The organism is Bradyrhizobium sp. NBAIM18, assembly GCF_020193825.1.
Taxonomy (GTDB): domain Bacteria; phylum Pseudomonadota; class Alphaproteobacteria; order Rhizobiales; family Xanthobacteraceae; genus Bradyrhizobium; species Bradyrhizobium yuanmingense.
This window is the reverse complement of sequence record NZ_JADYVO010000006.1, coordinates 372,348-387,384: the sequence shown is the minus strand read 5'-3', so window position 1 is coordinate 387,384 and position 15,037 is coordinate 372,348. Positions and strand designations below refer to the sequence as shown.

15 protein-coding genes are annotated in these 15,037 nt (G+C 65.4%); 10 read left to right on the top strand and 5 right to left on the bottom strand.

What is annotated here, in order from left to right:
* Nucleotides 1-27 precede the first annotated feature (27 nt).
* Together I6F17_RS16935 and I6F17_RS16930 are read right to left on the bottom strand one after the other, a co-directional pair.
* Complete coding sequence (locus I6F17_RS16935) at nucleotides 28-1,170, bottom strand: type III PLP-dependent enzyme (RefSeq protein ID WP_225130146.1); 1,143 nt, start codon at nucleotides 1,168-1,170, stop codon at nucleotides 28-30.
* Nucleotides 1,171-1,857: 687 nt separating this feature from the next.
* Nucleotides 1,858-2,112, bottom strand: a complete 255-nt coding sequence (locus I6F17_RS16930) for a hypothetical protein (protein ID WP_035997726.1) — start codon at nucleotides 2,110-2,112, stop codon at nucleotides 1,858-1,860.
* Between the two features lie 136 nt (nucleotides 2,113-2,248).
* Here I6F17_RS16930 and I6F17_RS16925 point away from each other — a divergent pair, with 136 nt between their 5' ends.
* From I6F17_RS16925 to I6F17_RS16910, 4 genes are read left to right on the top strand one after another with little or no spacing between them, the layout of a single operon-like run.
* The gene (locus I6F17_RS16925) at nucleotides 2,249-4,330 is read left to right on the top strand and encodes a M3 family metallopeptidase (protein ID WP_225130148.1); all 2,082 of its coding nucleotides are present in this window, start codon (nucleotides 2,249-2,251) and stop codon (nucleotides 4,328-4,330) included.
* A complete protein-coding gene (locus tag I6F17_RS16920; protein WP_036036611.1) occupies nucleotides 4,330-4,968 on the top strand; it encodes a DUF1007 family protein in 639 nt (212 codons plus the stop codon). The genes I6F17_RS16925 and I6F17_RS16920 overlap by 1 nt, the downstream gene beginning before the upstream one ends.
* Nucleotides 4,965-6,080 (top strand): nickel/cobalt transporter, encoded by a 1,116-nt coding sequence (locus I6F17_RS16915; protein WP_193375052.1) that lies wholly within the window; start codon nucleotides 4,965-4,967, stop codon nucleotides 6,078-6,080. The genes I6F17_RS16920 and I6F17_RS16915 overlap by 4 nt, the downstream gene beginning before the upstream one ends.
* Before the next feature lie 8 nt (nucleotides 6,081-6,088).
* Nucleotides 6,089-6,526 carry a thioesterase family protein gene (locus I6F17_RS16910; protein ID WP_036036615.1) on the top strand — a complete coding sequence of 146 codons (438 nt, stop codon included), beginning with the start codon at nucleotides 6,089-6,091 and terminating at the stop codon, nucleotides 6,524-6,526.
* A 6-nt stretch (nucleotides 6,527-6,532) separates the two neighbouring features.
* On the opposite strand, the gene I6F17_RS16905 is transcribed toward I6F17_RS16910, so the two are convergent.
* Entirely contained in the window at nucleotides 6,533-6,931 is a 399-nt protein-coding gene (locus I6F17_RS16905) for an MAPEG family protein (protein ID WP_035997738.1), read from the bottom strand.
* An 83-nt stretch (nucleotides 6,932-7,014) separates the two neighbouring features.
* Between I6F17_RS16905 and hemH the strand changes: the two genes are divergently transcribed.
* The 4 genes from hemH (at nucleotide 7,015) to I6F17_RS16885 (ending at nucleotide 10,842) form a co-directional block, all read left to right on the top strand.
* Nucleotides 7,015-8,052, top strand: a complete 1,038-nt coding sequence (gene hemH, locus I6F17_RS16900; RefSeq protein WP_036036617.1) for a ferrochelatase — start codon at nucleotides 7,015-7,017, stop codon at nucleotides 8,050-8,052.
* 10 nt (nucleotides 8,053-8,062) lie between these two features.
* Nucleotides 8,063-9,040: an ABC transporter substrate-binding protein gene (locus tag I6F17_RS16895; protein ID WP_036036620.1), complete on the top strand. Its 978-nt coding sequence runs from the start codon at nucleotides 8,063-8,065 to the stop codon at nucleotides 9,038-9,040.
* Between the two features lie 343 nt (nucleotides 9,041-9,383).
* Nucleotides 9,384-10,373, top strand: coding sequence for an SPFH domain-containing protein (locus I6F17_RS16890; protein ID WP_036036621.1), 990 nt, complete (start codon nucleotides 9,384-9,386; stop codon nucleotides 10,371-10,373).
* Nucleotides 10,374-10,398: 25 nt separating this feature from the next.
* The gene (locus I6F17_RS16885) at nucleotides 10,399-10,842 is read left to right on the top strand and encodes an NfeD family protein (RefSeq protein ID WP_036036623.1); all 444 of its coding nucleotides are present in this window, start codon (nucleotides 10,399-10,401) and stop codon (nucleotides 10,840-10,842) included.
* 40 nt (nucleotides 10,843-10,882) lie between these two features.
* On the opposite strand, the gene I6F17_RS16880 is transcribed toward I6F17_RS16885, so the two are convergent.
* Nucleotides 10,883-11,209: a helix-turn-helix domain-containing protein gene (locus I6F17_RS16880; RefSeq protein WP_036036624.1), complete on the bottom strand. Its 327-nt coding sequence runs from the start codon at nucleotides 11,207-11,209 to the stop codon at nucleotides 10,883-10,885.
* A gap of 84 nt (nucleotides 11,210-11,293) precedes the next feature.
* Between I6F17_RS16880 and I6F17_RS16875 the strand changes: the two genes are divergently transcribed.
* The gene (locus I6F17_RS16875; RefSeq protein WP_036036639.1) at nucleotides 11,294-11,845 is read left to right on the top strand and encodes a carboxymuconolactone decarboxylase family protein; all 552 of its coding nucleotides are present in this window, start codon (nucleotides 11,294-11,296) and stop codon (nucleotides 11,843-11,845) included.
* A gap of 164 nt (nucleotides 11,846-12,009) precedes the next feature.
* Here the strand turns inward: I6F17_RS16875 and I6F17_RS16870 are convergent, their stop codons facing one another.
* Nucleotides 12,010-13,017, bottom strand: a complete 1,008-nt coding sequence (locus I6F17_RS16870) for a KpsF/GutQ family sugar-phosphate isomerase (protein ID WP_035997779.1) — start codon at nucleotides 13,015-13,017, stop codon at nucleotides 12,010-12,012.
* A gap of 191 nt (nucleotides 13,018-13,208) precedes the next feature.
* On the opposite strand from I6F17_RS16870, the gene I6F17_RS16865 reads away from it, so the two are divergent.
* Entirely contained in the window at nucleotides 13,209-14,963 is a 1,755-nt protein-coding gene (locus tag I6F17_RS16865) for an outer membrane beta-barrel protein (RefSeq protein WP_225130150.1), read from the top strand.
* Nucleotides 14,964-15,037: the final 74 nt, after the last annotated feature.

Sequence of the window (15,037 nt, the reverse complement as noted above, 5' to 3'; positions counted from 1 at the left end):
ATCAGGCCTCTAGAACCAAGAGGCGGATCAGATGTGGTACGTCCGCAGCGGCGGGATGCCGTTGAACGCCACCGACGAGTAGGTCGACGTATAGGCCCCGGTTCCTTCGATCAGCACCTTGTCGCCGATCTCGAGCGTGACGGGAAGCGGATACGGGTTCTTCTCGTACAGCACATCGGCGCTGTCGCAGGTGGGCCCAGCGAGCACGCACGGGGTCATGTCCGCGCCGTCGTGACGGGTGCGGATGGCGTAGCGGATCGACTCGTCCATGGTCTCAGCGAGACCGCCGAACTTGCCGATGTCCAGGTACACCCAGCGCACCTCGTCCTCGTCGCTCTTCTTCGAGATGAGCACGACCTCGGATTCGATGATGCCGGCGTTGCCCACCATGCCGCGGCCCGGCTCGATGATGGTCTCCGGGATCTGGTTGCCGAAGTGCTTGCGCAGCGCGCGGAAGATCGAGCGGCCGTAGGTCACGACCGGCGGCACGTCCTTCAGGTACTTGGTCGGGAAGCCGCCGCCCATGTTGACCATGGTCAGGTTGATGCCGCGCTCGGCGCAGTCGCGGAACACCTGCGAGGCCATCGCCAGCGCACGGTCCCACGCCTTCACCTTGCGCTGCTGCGAGCCGACATGGAAGGAGATGCCGCACGGCTCGAGGCCCAGGCGCTTGGCGAGGTCGAGCACCTCGACCGCCATCTCCGGGTCGCAGCCGAACTTGCGCGACAGCGGCCACTCGGCGCCGGCGCAGTCATAGAGGATGCGGCAGAACACCTTCGCGCCGGGGGCGGCACGGGCGATCTTCTCGACCTCGGCGGCGCAATCGACCGCGAACAGGCGAATGCCGAGCGCGAAGGCGCGCGCGATGTCACGCTCCTTCTTGATCGTGTTGCCGAACGAGATGCGGTCGGGCGTCGCACCCGCGGCCAGCGCCATCTCGATCTCGGCGACCGTGGCGGTGTCAAAGCAAGAGCCCATGGACGCCAGCAAGGCCAGCACTTCCGGCGCCGGGTTCGCCTTGACGGCATAGAACACGCGGCTGTCGGGCAGCGCCTTGGCGAAGGTCTGGTAATTGTCGCGCACGACTTCGAGGTCGACGACGAGGCAGGGCTCGGTGTCGAGGCCTTCGTTGCGGCGGTTGCGCAGGAATTCCTGGATACGTTCGGTCATGGCACTCTCCAACGGTCCCAGCGACGGGAGCCGTATCAACATGACGTCTGATGAGAGTGCTTCGGCCGCATCGCGCGATGGAGGCGCGCTGAAGCCAAAAAACTCAAACCAGACTGTGCTGCCGTGGATTGGTTGGGAGAGTTCCCGCCCGCTCACCTGGCAATGAAGGACAAGCCTTTTCAGTAGCCCGCGCCGGCGTTGGACTGCCGGTAGAGACCAAAAAAGCCCGATCCGTCGTTGCTTTAAGTCGCGTCCCCCGTTGAGAGCGGGGTGCGCCGGTTCGCCTCCGGCTGCCAGTCACGGTTGCAAAGAGCGAAGTCACCTTCGACATGGCATCTCTTTGAGAGAGATGCTGGGCGCTCCGGGTTTGCTTCGTCGTCCGACCTCCTGATCTTGCGACCTCGGTCTTCCGACTTCCGCACTTCCGAAGAGCCCCTCGGCTTCTTCACCCCTTGGCGGCTGTCCGGCCTCTTGTCCGGATACCTACCGACTGACACACGACCACAGGCACGTGCGAAATTGGGCAAGTCCGCACATAAGCGTTTTGACTCTGCTTCGCAAGAATTTTTTTAGGCTACTGACAGGATTGCCTAACATCTGCTTGCGCGCTGTTGCGCGAGCGACGCGGAAGATGAACGCGCGTTAAGTTTTCGCTGCGCAGCGCGTGCTGCCCACGCGCGAGACGCGTCAGCCGCGCTTGGTGAAGGGCTCGATGCGCTGAGCGCCGCGGATGAAGGCGGTCATCACGAGCACGCCGAGTGCGAACAGCACGGCCTGCAGGATATGGGCGCCCTGGTCGCCGAGCCCGAACAGGATCGCGAGCGCCCAGCCGCCGGCAAAGGCCGCGCCGAACACCTCGGCGCCGATCAGGATGGCGGCGCTGATGACGGTGATGACGCTGGACCAGACGATCTGGCGGGACGATGAAGAAGGCGCGTTCATGGTTTCAGAGGGTCCTGGCTTCGAGGGCCGCAATCTCCCCGAAAAGGCGGCTGGGGGCAAGGGCAAACGGCCCAAAAAAGCCCCACGCGTGCTATAGCAGGCCGCAACAATCGAGCCACGAAATCCGGGACTTGTGATGTCAGAACCCCGCCAAACTACGGACGCCGAGACCAATCCGCTGCTGAAGGCCTGGGTGACGCCGTTCGCGACCCCGCCCTTCGACGAGATCAAGCCGGAGCATTTCCTGCCGGCCTTCGAGCAGGCCTTCGCCGACCATTCCGCCGAGATCGCGGCGATCACCAACGATCCCGCGGCGCCCGACTTCGCCAACACCATCACGGCGCTGGAGCGCTCGGGCAAGCTCTTGAGCAAGGTCGCGGCGGTCTTCTACGACCTCGTCTCGGCGCATTCCAACCCGACCATCCTGGAGATCGACAAGGAGGTCTCCTTGCGGATGGCGCGGCACTGGAATCCGATCATGATGAACGCCGTGCTGTTCGGCCGCATCGCCCATCTGCACGAGAACCGCGCGGGTCTCGGACTCACGCCCGAGCAGCTCCGCCTCTTGGAGCGCACCTACACCCGCTTCCACCGCGCCGGCGCCGGCCTCTCCGAAGAAGCCAAGGTGCGGATGGCCGAGATCAACGAGCGGCTGGCCCAGCTCGGCACCGGCTTCAGCCACCATCTGCTCGGCGACGAGCAGGACTGGTTCCTGGAGCTTGGGGAGGACGACCGCCAGGGCCTGCCCGAGAGCTTTGTCGCCAGCGCCAAGGCTGCGGCGGAAGAGCGCGGCATGGCAGGCAAGGCCATCGTCACGCTGTCGCGCTCCTCGGTCGAGACATTCCTGAAGAGCTCCGCCCGGCGTGACCTCCGCGAGAAGGTCTACAAGGCCTTCATCGCGCGCGGCGACAACGGCAACGCCAATGACAACAACGCGACCATCGTCGAGATCCTGAAGCTGCGCGAGGAGAGCGCCAGGCTCCTGGGCTATCCGACCTACGCCGCCTATCGGCTCGAGGATTCCATGGCCAAGACGCCGGACGCGGTGCGCGGCCTGTTGGAGCGGGTCTGGAAGCCGGCCCGCGCCCGCGCGCTTGCCGACCGCGACGAGATGCAGGCGCTGATCACGGAAGAGGGCGGCAATTTCAAGCTTGCCCCCTGGGACTGGCGCTTCTACGCCGAGAAGCTGCGTCTGCAGCGCGCCAATTTCGACGATTCCGCGATCAAGCCGTATCTCGGCCTCGACAACATGATCGCCGCCGCCTTCGATTGCGCCACCCGCCTGTTCGGCGTCACCTTCGAGGAGCGCAAGGACGTTCCGGTCTGGCACCCCGACGTCCGGGTCTGGGAGATGAAGGACAGGGACGGCAAGCACAAGGCGCTGTTCTATGGCGACTACTTCGCCCGGCCGTCGAAGCGCTCCGGCGCCTGGATGACCTCGCTGCGCGACCAGCAGAAGCTCGACGGCGACGTCGCGCCGCTGGTTATCAACATCTGCAATTTCGCCAAGGGCGCCGGCGGCGAGCCGTCGCTGCTGTCGCCCGATGATGCCCGCACCCTGTTCCACGAATTCGGCCACGGCCTGCACGGCATGCTCTCCAACGTGACCTATCCCTCGCTGTCGGGCACCTCGGTGTTCACCGACTTCGTCGAGCTGCCGTCGCAGCTCTACGAGCACTGGCAGGAGCGGCCGGAGGTGCTGCAGAAATTCGCCCGCCACTACCAGACCGGCGAGCCGCTGCCGGACGACCTCCTGCAACGCTTCCTCGCGGCGCGAAAATTCAACCAGGGCTTTGCCACGGTCGAGTTCGTCTCCTCGGCGCTGGTTGACCTGGAATTCCACACCCAGCCGGCAGCCGCCGCGCAGGATGTCCGCGCCTTCGAAAGGCGCGAGCTGGAGAAGATCGGCATGCCCGAGGAGATCGCGCTGCGTCATCGTCCCACGCAGTTCGGCCACATCTTCACCGGCGACCATTACGCCGCCGGCTACTACAGCTACATGTGGTCGGAGGTGATGGACGCCGACGCCTTCGGCGCGTTCGAGGAAGCCGGCGACATCTTCGATCCCGCCGTGGCCAAGCGCCTGCACGACGACATCTATTCGTCGGGCGGATCGGTCGATCCGGAAGCCGCCTACGAGGCGTTCCGCGGCCGCCCGCCGGAGCCGGATGCGCTGCTCCGCCGCCGCGGCCTGCTCGAAGACGCCAGGGCGGCCTGATGAACATGCGCGCCCTGTTCGGATGCCTGCTCGCCGCCGCGATGTCGCTCGTATCAGGTGCGGCGAGCGCGCATCCCCATGTCTGGATCACCGCGACCAGCGAATTGCTCTATGCTGCCGACGGCAGCGTCACCGGCGTGCGCCACGCCTGGACCTTCGACGACATGTTCTCGGCCTATGCGGTGCAGGGGCTCGAGAGCAAGACCAAGGGCGCATACACAAGCGAGGAGCTGAAGCCCCTGGCGCAGACCAACGTCGAGTCCTTGAAGGAATACGCCTACTTCACCTTCGCCAAGGCCGACGGGAAGAAGGAGCGGTTCCAGGAGCCGGTCGACTATTTCCTCGACTACAAGGACACGGTGCTGACCCTGCACTTCACCTTGCCGCTGAAGAATCCGGTCAAGCCCAGGCAGCTGGTGCTCGAAGTGTTCGACCGCTCCTTCTTCATCGACTTCCAGATGGCCAAGGACAGTCCGGTTAAGCTGGTCGGTGCGCCCGCGGGGTGCCAGATGAAGCTGGAGCGGCCGAACGACGGCACCGCGAGCGCGCAGAAGCTGAACGAGCAGACCTTCCTGAACGGTGAGAACTCGAATTTCGGCATGATGTTCGCCAACAAGATCACGGTGGATTGCCCTTGAAGCCGCAACTCTCTCCGCTTGCGCGCGGGCTGCTCGCCACTGCCGCTGTGCTGCTGGTCGTGGCCGTGACTGATGCCGCGCTTCATGATCTTCTCGCGCAAAACCCGTTCGGTGCGCCGCGACCAGCGCAGGCGGCCGAGCCTGAAGCGAGCGGCCTCATCGGCTGGCTCCTGGCCAAGCAGTCGGAATTCTATCGGCAGATGTCGGCAACCATCCGCGCCGCGAAGTCCGATGGCTCGGCGGTGTGGACGCTGCTCTTCATCTCGTTCGCCTATGGCATCTTCCACGCCGCCGGTCCCGGCCACGGCAAGGCGGTGATCGCCTCCTATGTGGTCGCCAACCGCGAGACTGCGCGGCGCGGCATCGCGCTGTCCTTTGCCTCGGCCCTGATGCAGTCGCTGGTCGCGATCCTCATCGTCGGCATCTCGGCCTGGCTGCTGAATGCGACGGCCAAGACGATGTGCAAGGCGGAAGGCGCGATCGAGATTGCGAGCTACGCCCTGATCGCGCTGTTCGGCCTGCGCCTGGTCTGGGTCAAGGGTCGCACCTTCATCCGCGCATTTCAGGCCATCCAGCCGGTGCCGGCGATGGCGGGCGTGCCGCACGACCATGATCATCACCATCATGATGCGCATGATCGTCATCACCGCGATCACGGCCATGATCACCACCATGGCCACGACCACGCTCACCATCACCACGGGCACGACCACGTCCACGACGAGCATTGCGGCCATTCCCACGGACCGACGCCAAGCGAGCTCGCCGGCCCCGGCGGCTGGCGGCGCGGCTTCGCTGCGATCCTGACCGTCGGCATCCGCCCCTGCTCGGGCGCGATCCTGGTCCTGGTGTTCGCGCTGGCGCAGGGCCTGTTCTGGGCAGGGATCGCCGCGACCTTCCTGATGGGGTTGGGCACCGCGATCACGGTGGCGGCCATTGCTGTCGTCGCCGTCTCCGCCAAGGACATCGCCGCCCGCCTCAGCGCCGGACGCGACGGCGGTGGCGCGCTGTTTATGCGCGGCATCGAGTTCGGCGCCGCGAGTGTGGTCCTGCTGTTCGGCGTTGGCCTCCTGTTCGGCTACATCGCCGCCGAACGGACCACGTGTTTTTGAGGCGATAGATGTCGCGCGAACACTTCTGGTTCTTCCATCCGTTCCGGGTGCGCTATTCCGAGATCGACGGCCAGGGCGTCGTCTTCAACGCGCATTATTTGACCTATTTCGACACCGCCATCACCGAATATTTCCGCGCGCTCGGCTTCGACCAATATGCGGATGCAAAGGCGAGCGGCATCGATTTCCACGTCGTCAAATCGCTGATCGAGTACAAGGCGCCTGTTAGGTTCGACTGGGAGCTCGACGTCGGCGCGCGCGTGACGCGGATCGGCAATTCGAGCCTCCTGTTCGAGCTCGCCATCTTCCGGAAGGGCGGCATTGAGGCTCTGGTAACCGGCGAGATCGTCTGGGTCTACACGGACCAGAACACCCATCGTCCGGTCACGATCCCGGCATCAATGCGGGCACTGATCGCGACGCGAGAACGCCATCTGTCGGCGTGAAGCCGCTCACACCGGCAGAAACCGCTTCAATGCCGGCATGAAGAAGATGCCGAGATTGATCGCAAAGCCGATGCTCCAGAGGATCGAGCGCAGCGTCGGGCGGTTGCCGAGATACGTCAGCACATAGGCAATCCGCACGATCAGGAACAGCGCCGCGAGCTCGTCGATCAGCCGCTGCGGCGCTTCCCTGTATTCGGCGAGCAGCACCGCGAACGCAAAGAACGGAAACGTCTCGATGCCGTTCTGGTGCGCGCCGAGCGCGCGTTGCGACAGGGCGTCTTCATAGAAGGCGGGGTCGCGCGGCCGGGAATTGTCGAAGCGGCGAAACCTGATCCATTTGACCGTGACGATCGTAGACAGATAGAGCAGCAGCGCCCCGAAGACGCACCATTCCGCGAGTGTCATCCTGCCTCCCCCCGCTTGGGTGCGACCCTAGCGAACCCCGGCTCATCTTGACAAGTTCGGACCAACGCGCGACCCAACCAGTCATGAACAGCGTCCTCCCCCTCGAGACCGCGAAACCGGCCACCCGATCCGCCCTGCCGCGCGTCGGCGTGCTCCTGATCAATCTCGGAACGCCCGATACGGCCGATGCTCCGGGCGTGCGGATCTACCTCAAGGAGTTCCTCAGCGACGCCCGCGTCATCGAGGACCAGGGCCTGATCTGGAAACTGGTGCTGAACGGGATCATTCTGCGCAGCCGTCCGCGCACCAAGGCGCTCGACTACCAGAAGATCTGGAACAATGAGCGGAACGAGTCGCCGCTGAAAACCATCACGCGCTCGCAAAGCGACAAGCTCGCGGCCGCCTTGTCGGACCGCGACAACGTCGTCGTGGATTGGGCGATGCGCTACGGCAATCCGTCGATCAAGTCGGGCATCGACGCGCTGATCGCGAAGGGCTGCGAGCGTATCCTGGCCGTGCCGCTCTATCCGCAATATTCGGCCTCGACCTCGGCGACCGTCTGCGACGAAGTCTTCCGCGTGCTCGCGCAGCTGCGGAACCAGCCGACTCTGCGGGTGACGCCGCCCTATTATGACGACGAAGCCTATATCGAGGCGCTCGCCGCCTCGATCGAGGGCCATCTGGCGACGCTGTCCTTCAAGCCGGAGCTGATCGTGGCATCCTTCCACGGCATGCCGAAAGCCTATGTCGACAAGGGCGATCCCTATCAGCAGCACTGCATCGCGACGACCGAGGCGCTGCGCCGCCGGCTCGGCATGGACGAGACCAAGCTGCTGCTGACCTTCCAGTCGCGCTTCGGCAACGACGAGTGGCTGCAGCCCTATACCGACAAGACCATGGAGCGGCTCGCCAAGGAAGGCGTGCGCCGCATCGCGGTGGTGACGCCGGGCTTTTCCGCCGACTGCCTGGAGACGCTGGAGGAGATCGCGCAGGAGAATGCGGAGATCTTCAAGCACAATGGCGGCGAGCAGTTTTCCGCGATCCCCTGCCTCAACGACAGCGGACCGGGCATGGACGTGATCCGCACCCTGGTGCTGCGCGAGCTCCAGGGCTGGATCTGATGGGCGTCCCATGAACCGCCGCCGGTGCCTGGCGCTTCTGGGGATGCTCGCGGCGCTGCCGGCCCCGGCCCTGGCGCAGCAGCCGAACGCGACACGGCGGCTCGGCGTGCTCTCGGTCACGGCTGCTGATGATGCGATCGGCCAGACGCGCAGCATGGCCCTGGTCGAAGCGCTCGCCGGCCAAGGCTGGAAGGAGCGCGACAATCTCAAGATCGATTGGCGCAACGGCGGCGGTGACCGCGCCCGCATCGCGCAGCTCGCCGACGAGCTGATCGCGCTCAAGCCCGACATCCTGCTTGCGGTCGGCACACCCTCGGTCGAAGAGCTGCGCCGGCGCACCACGACGATCCCGATCGTGTTCGCCGTCGTCACCGATCCCGTCGGCCAGGGCTTCGTCGAAAACCTCGCGCATCCCGGCGGCAACCTCACCGGCTTTACCGATTACGACGGTCCGCTCGCCGGCAAATGGCTGGAGATGCTGACGCAGGTCACGCCGAAGGTGTCCCGCGCTGCGGTCGTCTTCAATCCCGCCACCGCGCCGTTCGCGCCACTGATGTTGCGCGCCATCGAGGACGCCGCACGGACGCTGCGCCTGACGGTCGAGCCCGCGCCCGTCCATGACGCCGTCTCGATCGGGGCGCTGGCTTCCAGGCAAGACGGCGCCATCCTGGTCCTGCCGGACTTCTTCACCATGGCCAACCGCGCGCAACTGCTCTCGGCGATCGCACAGGCGCGTGTACCCGCGGTATTCTGGAGCCGGACGTTCGTCGATGAGGGTGGGCTGATGTCCTACAGCACCGACAGCGTCGAGCAGCTTCGCCGCGCCGCGGACTATATCGATCGGATCCTGAAGGGCGCACGGCCGGCCGACCTGCCGGTGCAGAATCCCACCAAGTTCGAGCTGGTGATCAACCTGAGGGCGGCGAGAGCGCTCGGCGTCACGCTTTCCCCGGGCCTGCTTGCAATTGCGAATGACGTGATCGAATGAACCCGTCCGTGACGGACGCCTCGCCCGAATTCGTTAATTTCCGCTGCTAGAGCATGATCCGGAAAAGTGTGAAGCGGTTTTCCGAAAAGATCATGCTCAAACAATAACCTAAAGCGCGATGACGATTCATCCTGATCGCATCGCGCTTTAGGCCTGCGCCCGCCGCACTTTCAACAGCCTGTCGCAAGTACATATCGCGACCGTCTCTTGCTGTGCGTCTTGTGTGGAATTGCTCCGATACCGACGTGAATTGCGACCGCTGAACCGGTAGGATCGTGATCCCGACCAATGACAGCGCCGGAAAGGGCTTTTTCCTGACGTCTTGTCCCGGCTTGGAGGAGATATGAGCGGCTTCGACATTTTCGCGATTGTTCTGGTTTTGCTCGTCATCGTCACGCTGGTCGCCGGCGTGAAGACGGTGCCGCAGGGCTATGACTGGACCATCGAGCGGTTCGGCAAATACACCCAGACGCTGAGCCCCGGGCTCAATTTGATCGTGCCCTATTTCGATCGCGTCGGGCGCAAGATCAACATGATGGAGCAGGTGATCGACATTCCCGAGCAGGAGGTGATCACCAAGGACAACGCCACCGTGACGGTGGACGGCGTCGCCTTCTATCAGGTGTTCGATGCCGCCAAGGCGAGCTACGAGGTCGCCAACCTGAACCAGGGGATCACGGTGCTCACCATGACCAACATCCGCTCGGTGATGGGCTCGATGGACCTCGACCAGGTGCTGTCGCACCGCGACGAAATCAACGAGCGCCTGCTCCGTGTGGTCGACGCCGCGGTCTCGCCCTGGGGCGTCAAGGTCAACCGCATCGAGATCAAGGACATCGTGCCGCCCGCCGACCTGGTCGAAGCCATGGGGCGGCAGATGAAGGCCGAGCGGGTCAAGCGCGCCGACATTCTCGCGGCCGAAGGCCAACGCCAGTCCGAGATCCTGCGCGCCGAGGGCGCCAAGCAGGGCCAGATCCTCCAGGCGGAAGGCCGCCGCGAGGCCGCCTTCCGCGATGCCGAGGCGCGCGAGCGGTCGGCGGAAGCCGAGGCCAAGGCCACGCAAATGGTCAGCGAGGCCATCGCCAAGGGCGATGTCGCTGCGCTAAACTATTTTATCGCCGACAAGTATATCAAGGCATTCGGGCAACTCGCCGACTCACCGAACCAGAAGGTCATCATGCTTCCGGTCGAAGCGATGAGCATGCTGGGCTCGCTCGCCGGCATTGGCGAAATTGCGAAGGCCACGTTCGGGGAGAGCGCGACGACCGCCGCCCGCCGCGGCGGCTCGGTACCGTCGTCGGGCCCGACACCGCCGTTCGTGCCGCAGCAGTAACGGGACTATTCACAGAGGTCTTGTCATGACCGACATGTTCGTATCGCTCGGCAACTGGAACTGGCTGATCCTCGGCTTCATCCTGATGGCGCTGGAGGTGCTGGCGCCGGGCATCTTCCTGTTCTGGCTTGGGCTCGCTGCGCTGCTGGTCGGCCTGATCTCGTTCGCGGCTGCGATCTCCTGGCAGATCCAGCTCGTGATGTTCGCGTTCTTCGCCGCCGCTGCCGTGCCGGTCTGGCGCCGTCTTGCCAAGCCGAAGCCGGAGGCCAGCGCCAGCCCGTTCCTCAACAAGCGCAGTGAAGCCTTGCTCGGCCGTGAGTTCACGCTGGAGAAGCCGATCATCGACGGCACCGGCACCGTGCGCATCGGCGACACGGTATGGCGCGTGGCCGGGCCCGATACGCCGGCCGGCACGCGGGTGAAGGTGGTACAGGTCGACGGCGCGAACCTGACGGTCGCCGCGGCGTGAGGATTCTTCGCTTACCCTCCAGGGGAGGGTAAGAGACGTTCTACCTCTTCCATCGCTCCGCAAGCCTGTGCAGCGGCATGAATGTCTCGCACAATTCCCGGCCCAGCGGCGTCAGTCCGTAACCTCCGCCGTCGCCCAGCTCCACGAAGCCCGCCTCGCGCAGCTCGGTCAGCCGGGCCTGCAGCACCGTGGGCGAGGCCTCGTCGCAGGCGCTGCGCAGGGCGCGCGAGGTGAGGGGCTCTCCCCGCAACTCCCACAGGATCCGCAAGGCCCAGCGCCGGCCGAGCAGGTCGAGCAAAGCCATGATCGGCCGCCCGGTGCGCGAGCCCCGGACGCTGCGTGTCGCCATGCCGGCCTGTTTCGCCATCGTCGCCCCTTGCGTCGTGCTACAAATAATGTAGCGTTCTGCTACGATAAATGTAGCATAGGAGCTCGGCCCATGTCTGCTGCGATGTTCCAGGCCTCACCCCGCATCGCCCCGCTCTCGCCGCCTTATCCCCCGGACATCCAGGCGCAGTTCGACCACATTATGCGCGGTGCGCCGCCGCTGGTGCTGTTCCGGGTGATGGCGGGCCATGGCCGGGCCTGGGACAAGTTTCGCGCCGGCGGGCTGCTTGATCCGGGGCCGCTCTCGCTGCGCCAGCGTGAGATCGTCATCGATCGCACCTGCGCGCTGAACGGATGCGAATACGAATGGGGCGTGCATGTCGCGATCTTCGCCGGGCCGGCGAAGCTCACCGCGGAGGAGGTGCGTGCGACGGTGCTGGGTGATGCGAATTCGGCCCTTTGGTCGCCGGCCGAGCAAGCGCTGATCGCAGCCGTCGACGCGCTGCATCATCGCGCGACACTCGCGGACGAGGAGTTCGCGGCGCTGTCGACGCATTACGACGAGGCGCAGATCCTGGAGATCATGCTGCTGTGCGGCTTCTATCGCACGGTGTCGTATTTGGCGAACGGGCTGCGCTTGCCGCTGGAGCAGAACGCGGCGCGGTTTCCGGCGTAGGTCTCTCCACCGTCATTGCGAGGAGCGTCTCATCCTCACCGTCATTCCGGGGCGCGCGAAGCGCGAGCCCGGAATCCATCGGGCAGCGACCCCGGGGTGAAATGGATTCCGGGCTCGCGCCAAGCGGCGCGCCTCGGAATGACGGGTGAAGCGAGCTGCGCGCCCTACGCCACGCCCGCGCGCAGCAGATCGTGCAGATGCACGATCCCGACCACCTTGCCCGCTTCCGTCACCAGCAGCGAGGTGATCTTGCGGGTGTTCAGCACCTCGATCATCTCCGTCGCGAGCATCGAGGGCGGCACGGTCTTGGGCTGCTTGGTCATGATCTCGTCGACGGTCACCGTCAAAAGGTCAGGCCGCATGTGGCGGCGCAGATCGCCGTCGGTGATGATGCCAACGGCCTCGCCCGCATCGTTGACGATGCAGACGCAGCCGAGCCCCTTCGCCGACATCTCGACCACGGCTTCCGACATCTCGGTGCCGAGTGGCTTGAGCGGAATCTCAGCGCCGGTGCGCATGTAGTCGCGGACGAATTTCAGCATCGCGCCCAGCTTGCCGCCGGGGTGGAAATGCGCGAACTCCAGCGCGGTGAAGCCGCGTCCCTCCAGCAGCGCGATCGCGAGCGCATCGCCGATCGCGGCCTGCATCAGCGTCGAGGTGGTCGGCGCCAGATTGTGCGGGCAGGCCTCGCGCGCCTTGGGCAGCTCGATCACGAGGTCGGCGGCCTGGCCGAGCGAGGACGAGGCGTTCGAGGTCACCGCGATCATGGGGATCGCAAAGCGCGCCGAATAGTTCACGAGGTTCTTCATCTCCGGCTGCTCGCCGGACCAGGACAGCGCCATGATGACGTCGTCGGGCGTGATCATGCCGAGGTCGCCATGACCGGCTTCGGCGGCGTGCACGAAGAAGGAAGGCGTGCCGGTCGAGGCCAGGGTCGCGGCGATCTTGCGGCCCATATGGCCTGATTTGCCGAGCCCGGTGACGATGACGCGGCCTTTGGCGTTGCGGATCAGCTCGACCGCCTTGGCAAAGGGCTCGCCCAGCGGGCCGCGCAGCGCGGCAGCGAGCGCGTTGATGCCGCCGCTCTCCGTCTCCAGGGTGCGGAGCGCGGATTCGACGCTATCGGGAATGGAGCCGGATGATTGGGTCATCAGCGGTTTCGAGCTCGGCATGGTCGGGTCCAGGGAGGAGGGGCGTTCGCCCATTGGCGCCTGCTTAGCACGCCCCGATCAGCGAGGCGACGCGCGCCCGAATGCCCTCAACCGGTCATTAACCATAATTGTTTTAACTCCATTAACGATGGTTCTCGCCAGCCGGCGGGGGTGATCGAGAAAGTGTTTGATTTCGTTGGGGTAATTCCATCGTGGGGTCGTCTCCAGGCAGGGGCCGGAGCAAGGTCGCGCATTTCGTGCGCGCCGCTTTGCCGTGCCTTGTGCCGGGACTTGCGCTGACCACCCTCGCAAGCGGCCCGGCGGCGGCCCAGGGCCTCACGCCCGACCTGTTCAATCCCAACCGCGGCGCCTTTGCCTCGCCTGACACGCTGCCGACCCGCCGCACCGCCGGCGTGCCCCAGGCGCCCTCCGACGCACTGCCGAGACTGCCTGATCCCAACGCCGACCCGCGCCAGCGCCAGCAGGCGCCGGCGAGCTCGCGTGTCGGTCAGGTCCCGACCTATGGCCTGCCGGCTGCCACCGGCGCGAGCGGCTCCGGCTACGATTCGCTCAATCGCAAGCGCCAGCAACCCAAGCTCTATCCGGGCCAGCCGAAGCCAAAGCGCGCCACAGGTCCCGGTTCGCCGCCCCCGCCCGCAACGCCGGCCACGACGCTGGGCCCGCCGCGCATCGCGCCGCCACCGTCGGAGACAGCGCACAAGGTGCCGGTCGCGCCAGCGATGGCGGGTAACGTGCCCGGCCAGCCGCTACGCCGCCGTCTCAAGCTCGACGAGGATCCGTTCGGTGCGGTCGGCGATTACGCCGGCAGCTTCCTGATCAAGGGCGGGCTCGAGCTCTCCGCCGGCTACGACAGCAATCCGACGCGTCTGAACAAGCCGGTCGGCTCGCCCGCCTATGTCATCGCGCCCGATTTGCTCGTGGTCTCGGATTGGGAGCGTCACGCGCTGGTCGCCGATCTGCGCGGCTCGTTCTCGGGCTACACCAACGACATGCCGGCGACGATCAACGGCTTCGCCTCGCCGTCGCCCGTCGAGGCCAACCGTCCCGATTTCAACGGCCATGTCGATGGCCGGCTCGACGTCACGCGCGACTTCAAGCTTCTCTCGCAGCTGCGCCTGCGGCTCGCCACCGACAATCCCGGCAGCCCCAACGTGCAGGCCGGCCTGCAGAAATATCCCGTCTACGCCGCCTATGGCACGACGCTCGGCTTCGACCAGACCTTCAACCGCTTCCAGGTCGCCGCCGGCGCCACGATCGACCGCACCGCCTACACGGATTCGAAGCTTACCGACGGCTCCACCTTCAGCAACGACGACCGCAACTTCAACCAATATGGCGGCGTCGGCCGCTTCTCCTACGACCTCAAGCCCGGCCTGAAACCTTTCGTCGAGATCCAGGGCGATACCCGCGTCCACGACCAGGCTTCCGACCGCAACGGCTATTTCCGCGATTCCAACGGTGGCTATGCCAAGGTCGGCTCGTCCTTCGAGTTCTCGCGCATCCTCACCGGCGAGATCTCGGTCGGCTATTCCGCGCGCAGCTACACCGATCCGCGCCTCAGCCAGCTCGCAGGGTTTCTGACCACGGGCTCGCTGATCTGGAGCGCCAGCGGCCTCACCACGGTGAAGTTTTTCACCGACACGCAAATCTCGGAAACCACGGTCCCCGGCTCATCCGGCGTCCTGGTGCGCACTTACTCCGCCCAAGTCGACCACGACTTCCGCCGCTGGCTCACCGCGGTCGGCAAGTTCACCTACGGCACGCTCGACTACCAGGGCCAGAACCGCAACGACAAGACCTATTCGTTCGAAAGCAATTTGATCTACAAGCTCAACCGCAACATCTGGGTCAAGGGCACGCTGCGCCACGACATCCTGAATTCGAGCCAGCCGGGCTCGAGCTCGCAGGGCACGGTGGTGCTGCTCGGGGTGAGGCTGCAGAATTGAGGCGCTTGTTAGCGCGTCGCACGAGACGAAGCCGAAAGGCGCGGCTCTCTCCAATTGTCATTCCGGGGCGCGCC

Bases quoted from the DNA above. Each gene is read 5' to 3' on its own strand.
- I6F17_RS16870 (WP_035997779.1), bottom strand. From the start codon at position 13,017: ATGCCGAGCTCGAAACCGCTGATGACCCAATCATCCGGCTCCATTCCC.
- I6F17_RS16925 (WP_225130148.1), top strand. From the start codon at position 2,249: ATGTCAGAACCCCGCCAAACTACGGACGCCGAGACCAATCCGCTGCTG.
- I6F17_RS16935 (WP_225130146.1), bottom strand. From the start codon at position 1,170: ATGACCGAACGTATCCAGGAATTCCTGCGCAACCGCCGCAACGAAGGC.
- I6F17_RS16880 (WP_036036624.1), bottom strand. From the start codon at position 11,209: ATGGCGAAACAGGCCGGCATGGCGACACGCAGCGTCCGGGGCTCGCGC.
- I6F17_RS16910 (WP_036036615.1), top strand. From the start codon at position 6,089: ATGTCGCGCGAACACTTCTGGTTCTTCCATCCGTTCCGGGTGCGCTAT.
- I6F17_RS16930 (WP_035997726.1), bottom strand. From the start codon at position 2,112: ATGAACGCGCCTTCTTCATCGTCCCGCCAGATCGTCTGGTCCAGCGTC.
- I6F17_RS16895 (WP_036036620.1), top strand. From the start codon at position 8,063: ATGAACCGCCGCCGGTGCCTGGCGCTTCTGGGGATGCTCGCGGCGCTG.
- hemH (WP_036036617.1), top strand. From the start codon at position 7,015: ATGAACAGCGTCCTCCCCCTCGAGACCGCGAAACCGGCCACCCGATCC.
- I6F17_RS16885 (WP_036036623.1), top strand. From the start codon at position 10,399: ATGACCGACATGTTCGTATCGCTCGGCAACTGGAACTGGCTGATCCTC.
- I6F17_RS16875 (WP_036036639.1), top strand. From the start codon at position 11,294: ATGTTCCAGGCCTCACCCCGCATCGCCCCGCTCTCGCCGCCTTATCCC.
- I6F17_RS16905 (WP_035997738.1), bottom strand. From the start codon at position 6,931: ATGACACTCGCGGAATGGTGCGTCTTCGGGGCGCTGCTGCTCTATCTG.
- I6F17_RS16920 (WP_036036611.1), top strand. From the start codon at position 4,330: ATGAACATGCGCGCCCTGTTCGGATGCCTGCTCGCCGCCGCGATGTCG.
- I6F17_RS16890 (WP_036036621.1), top strand. From the start codon at position 9,384: ATGAGCGGCTTCGACATTTTCGCGATTGTTCTGGTTTTGCTCGTCATC.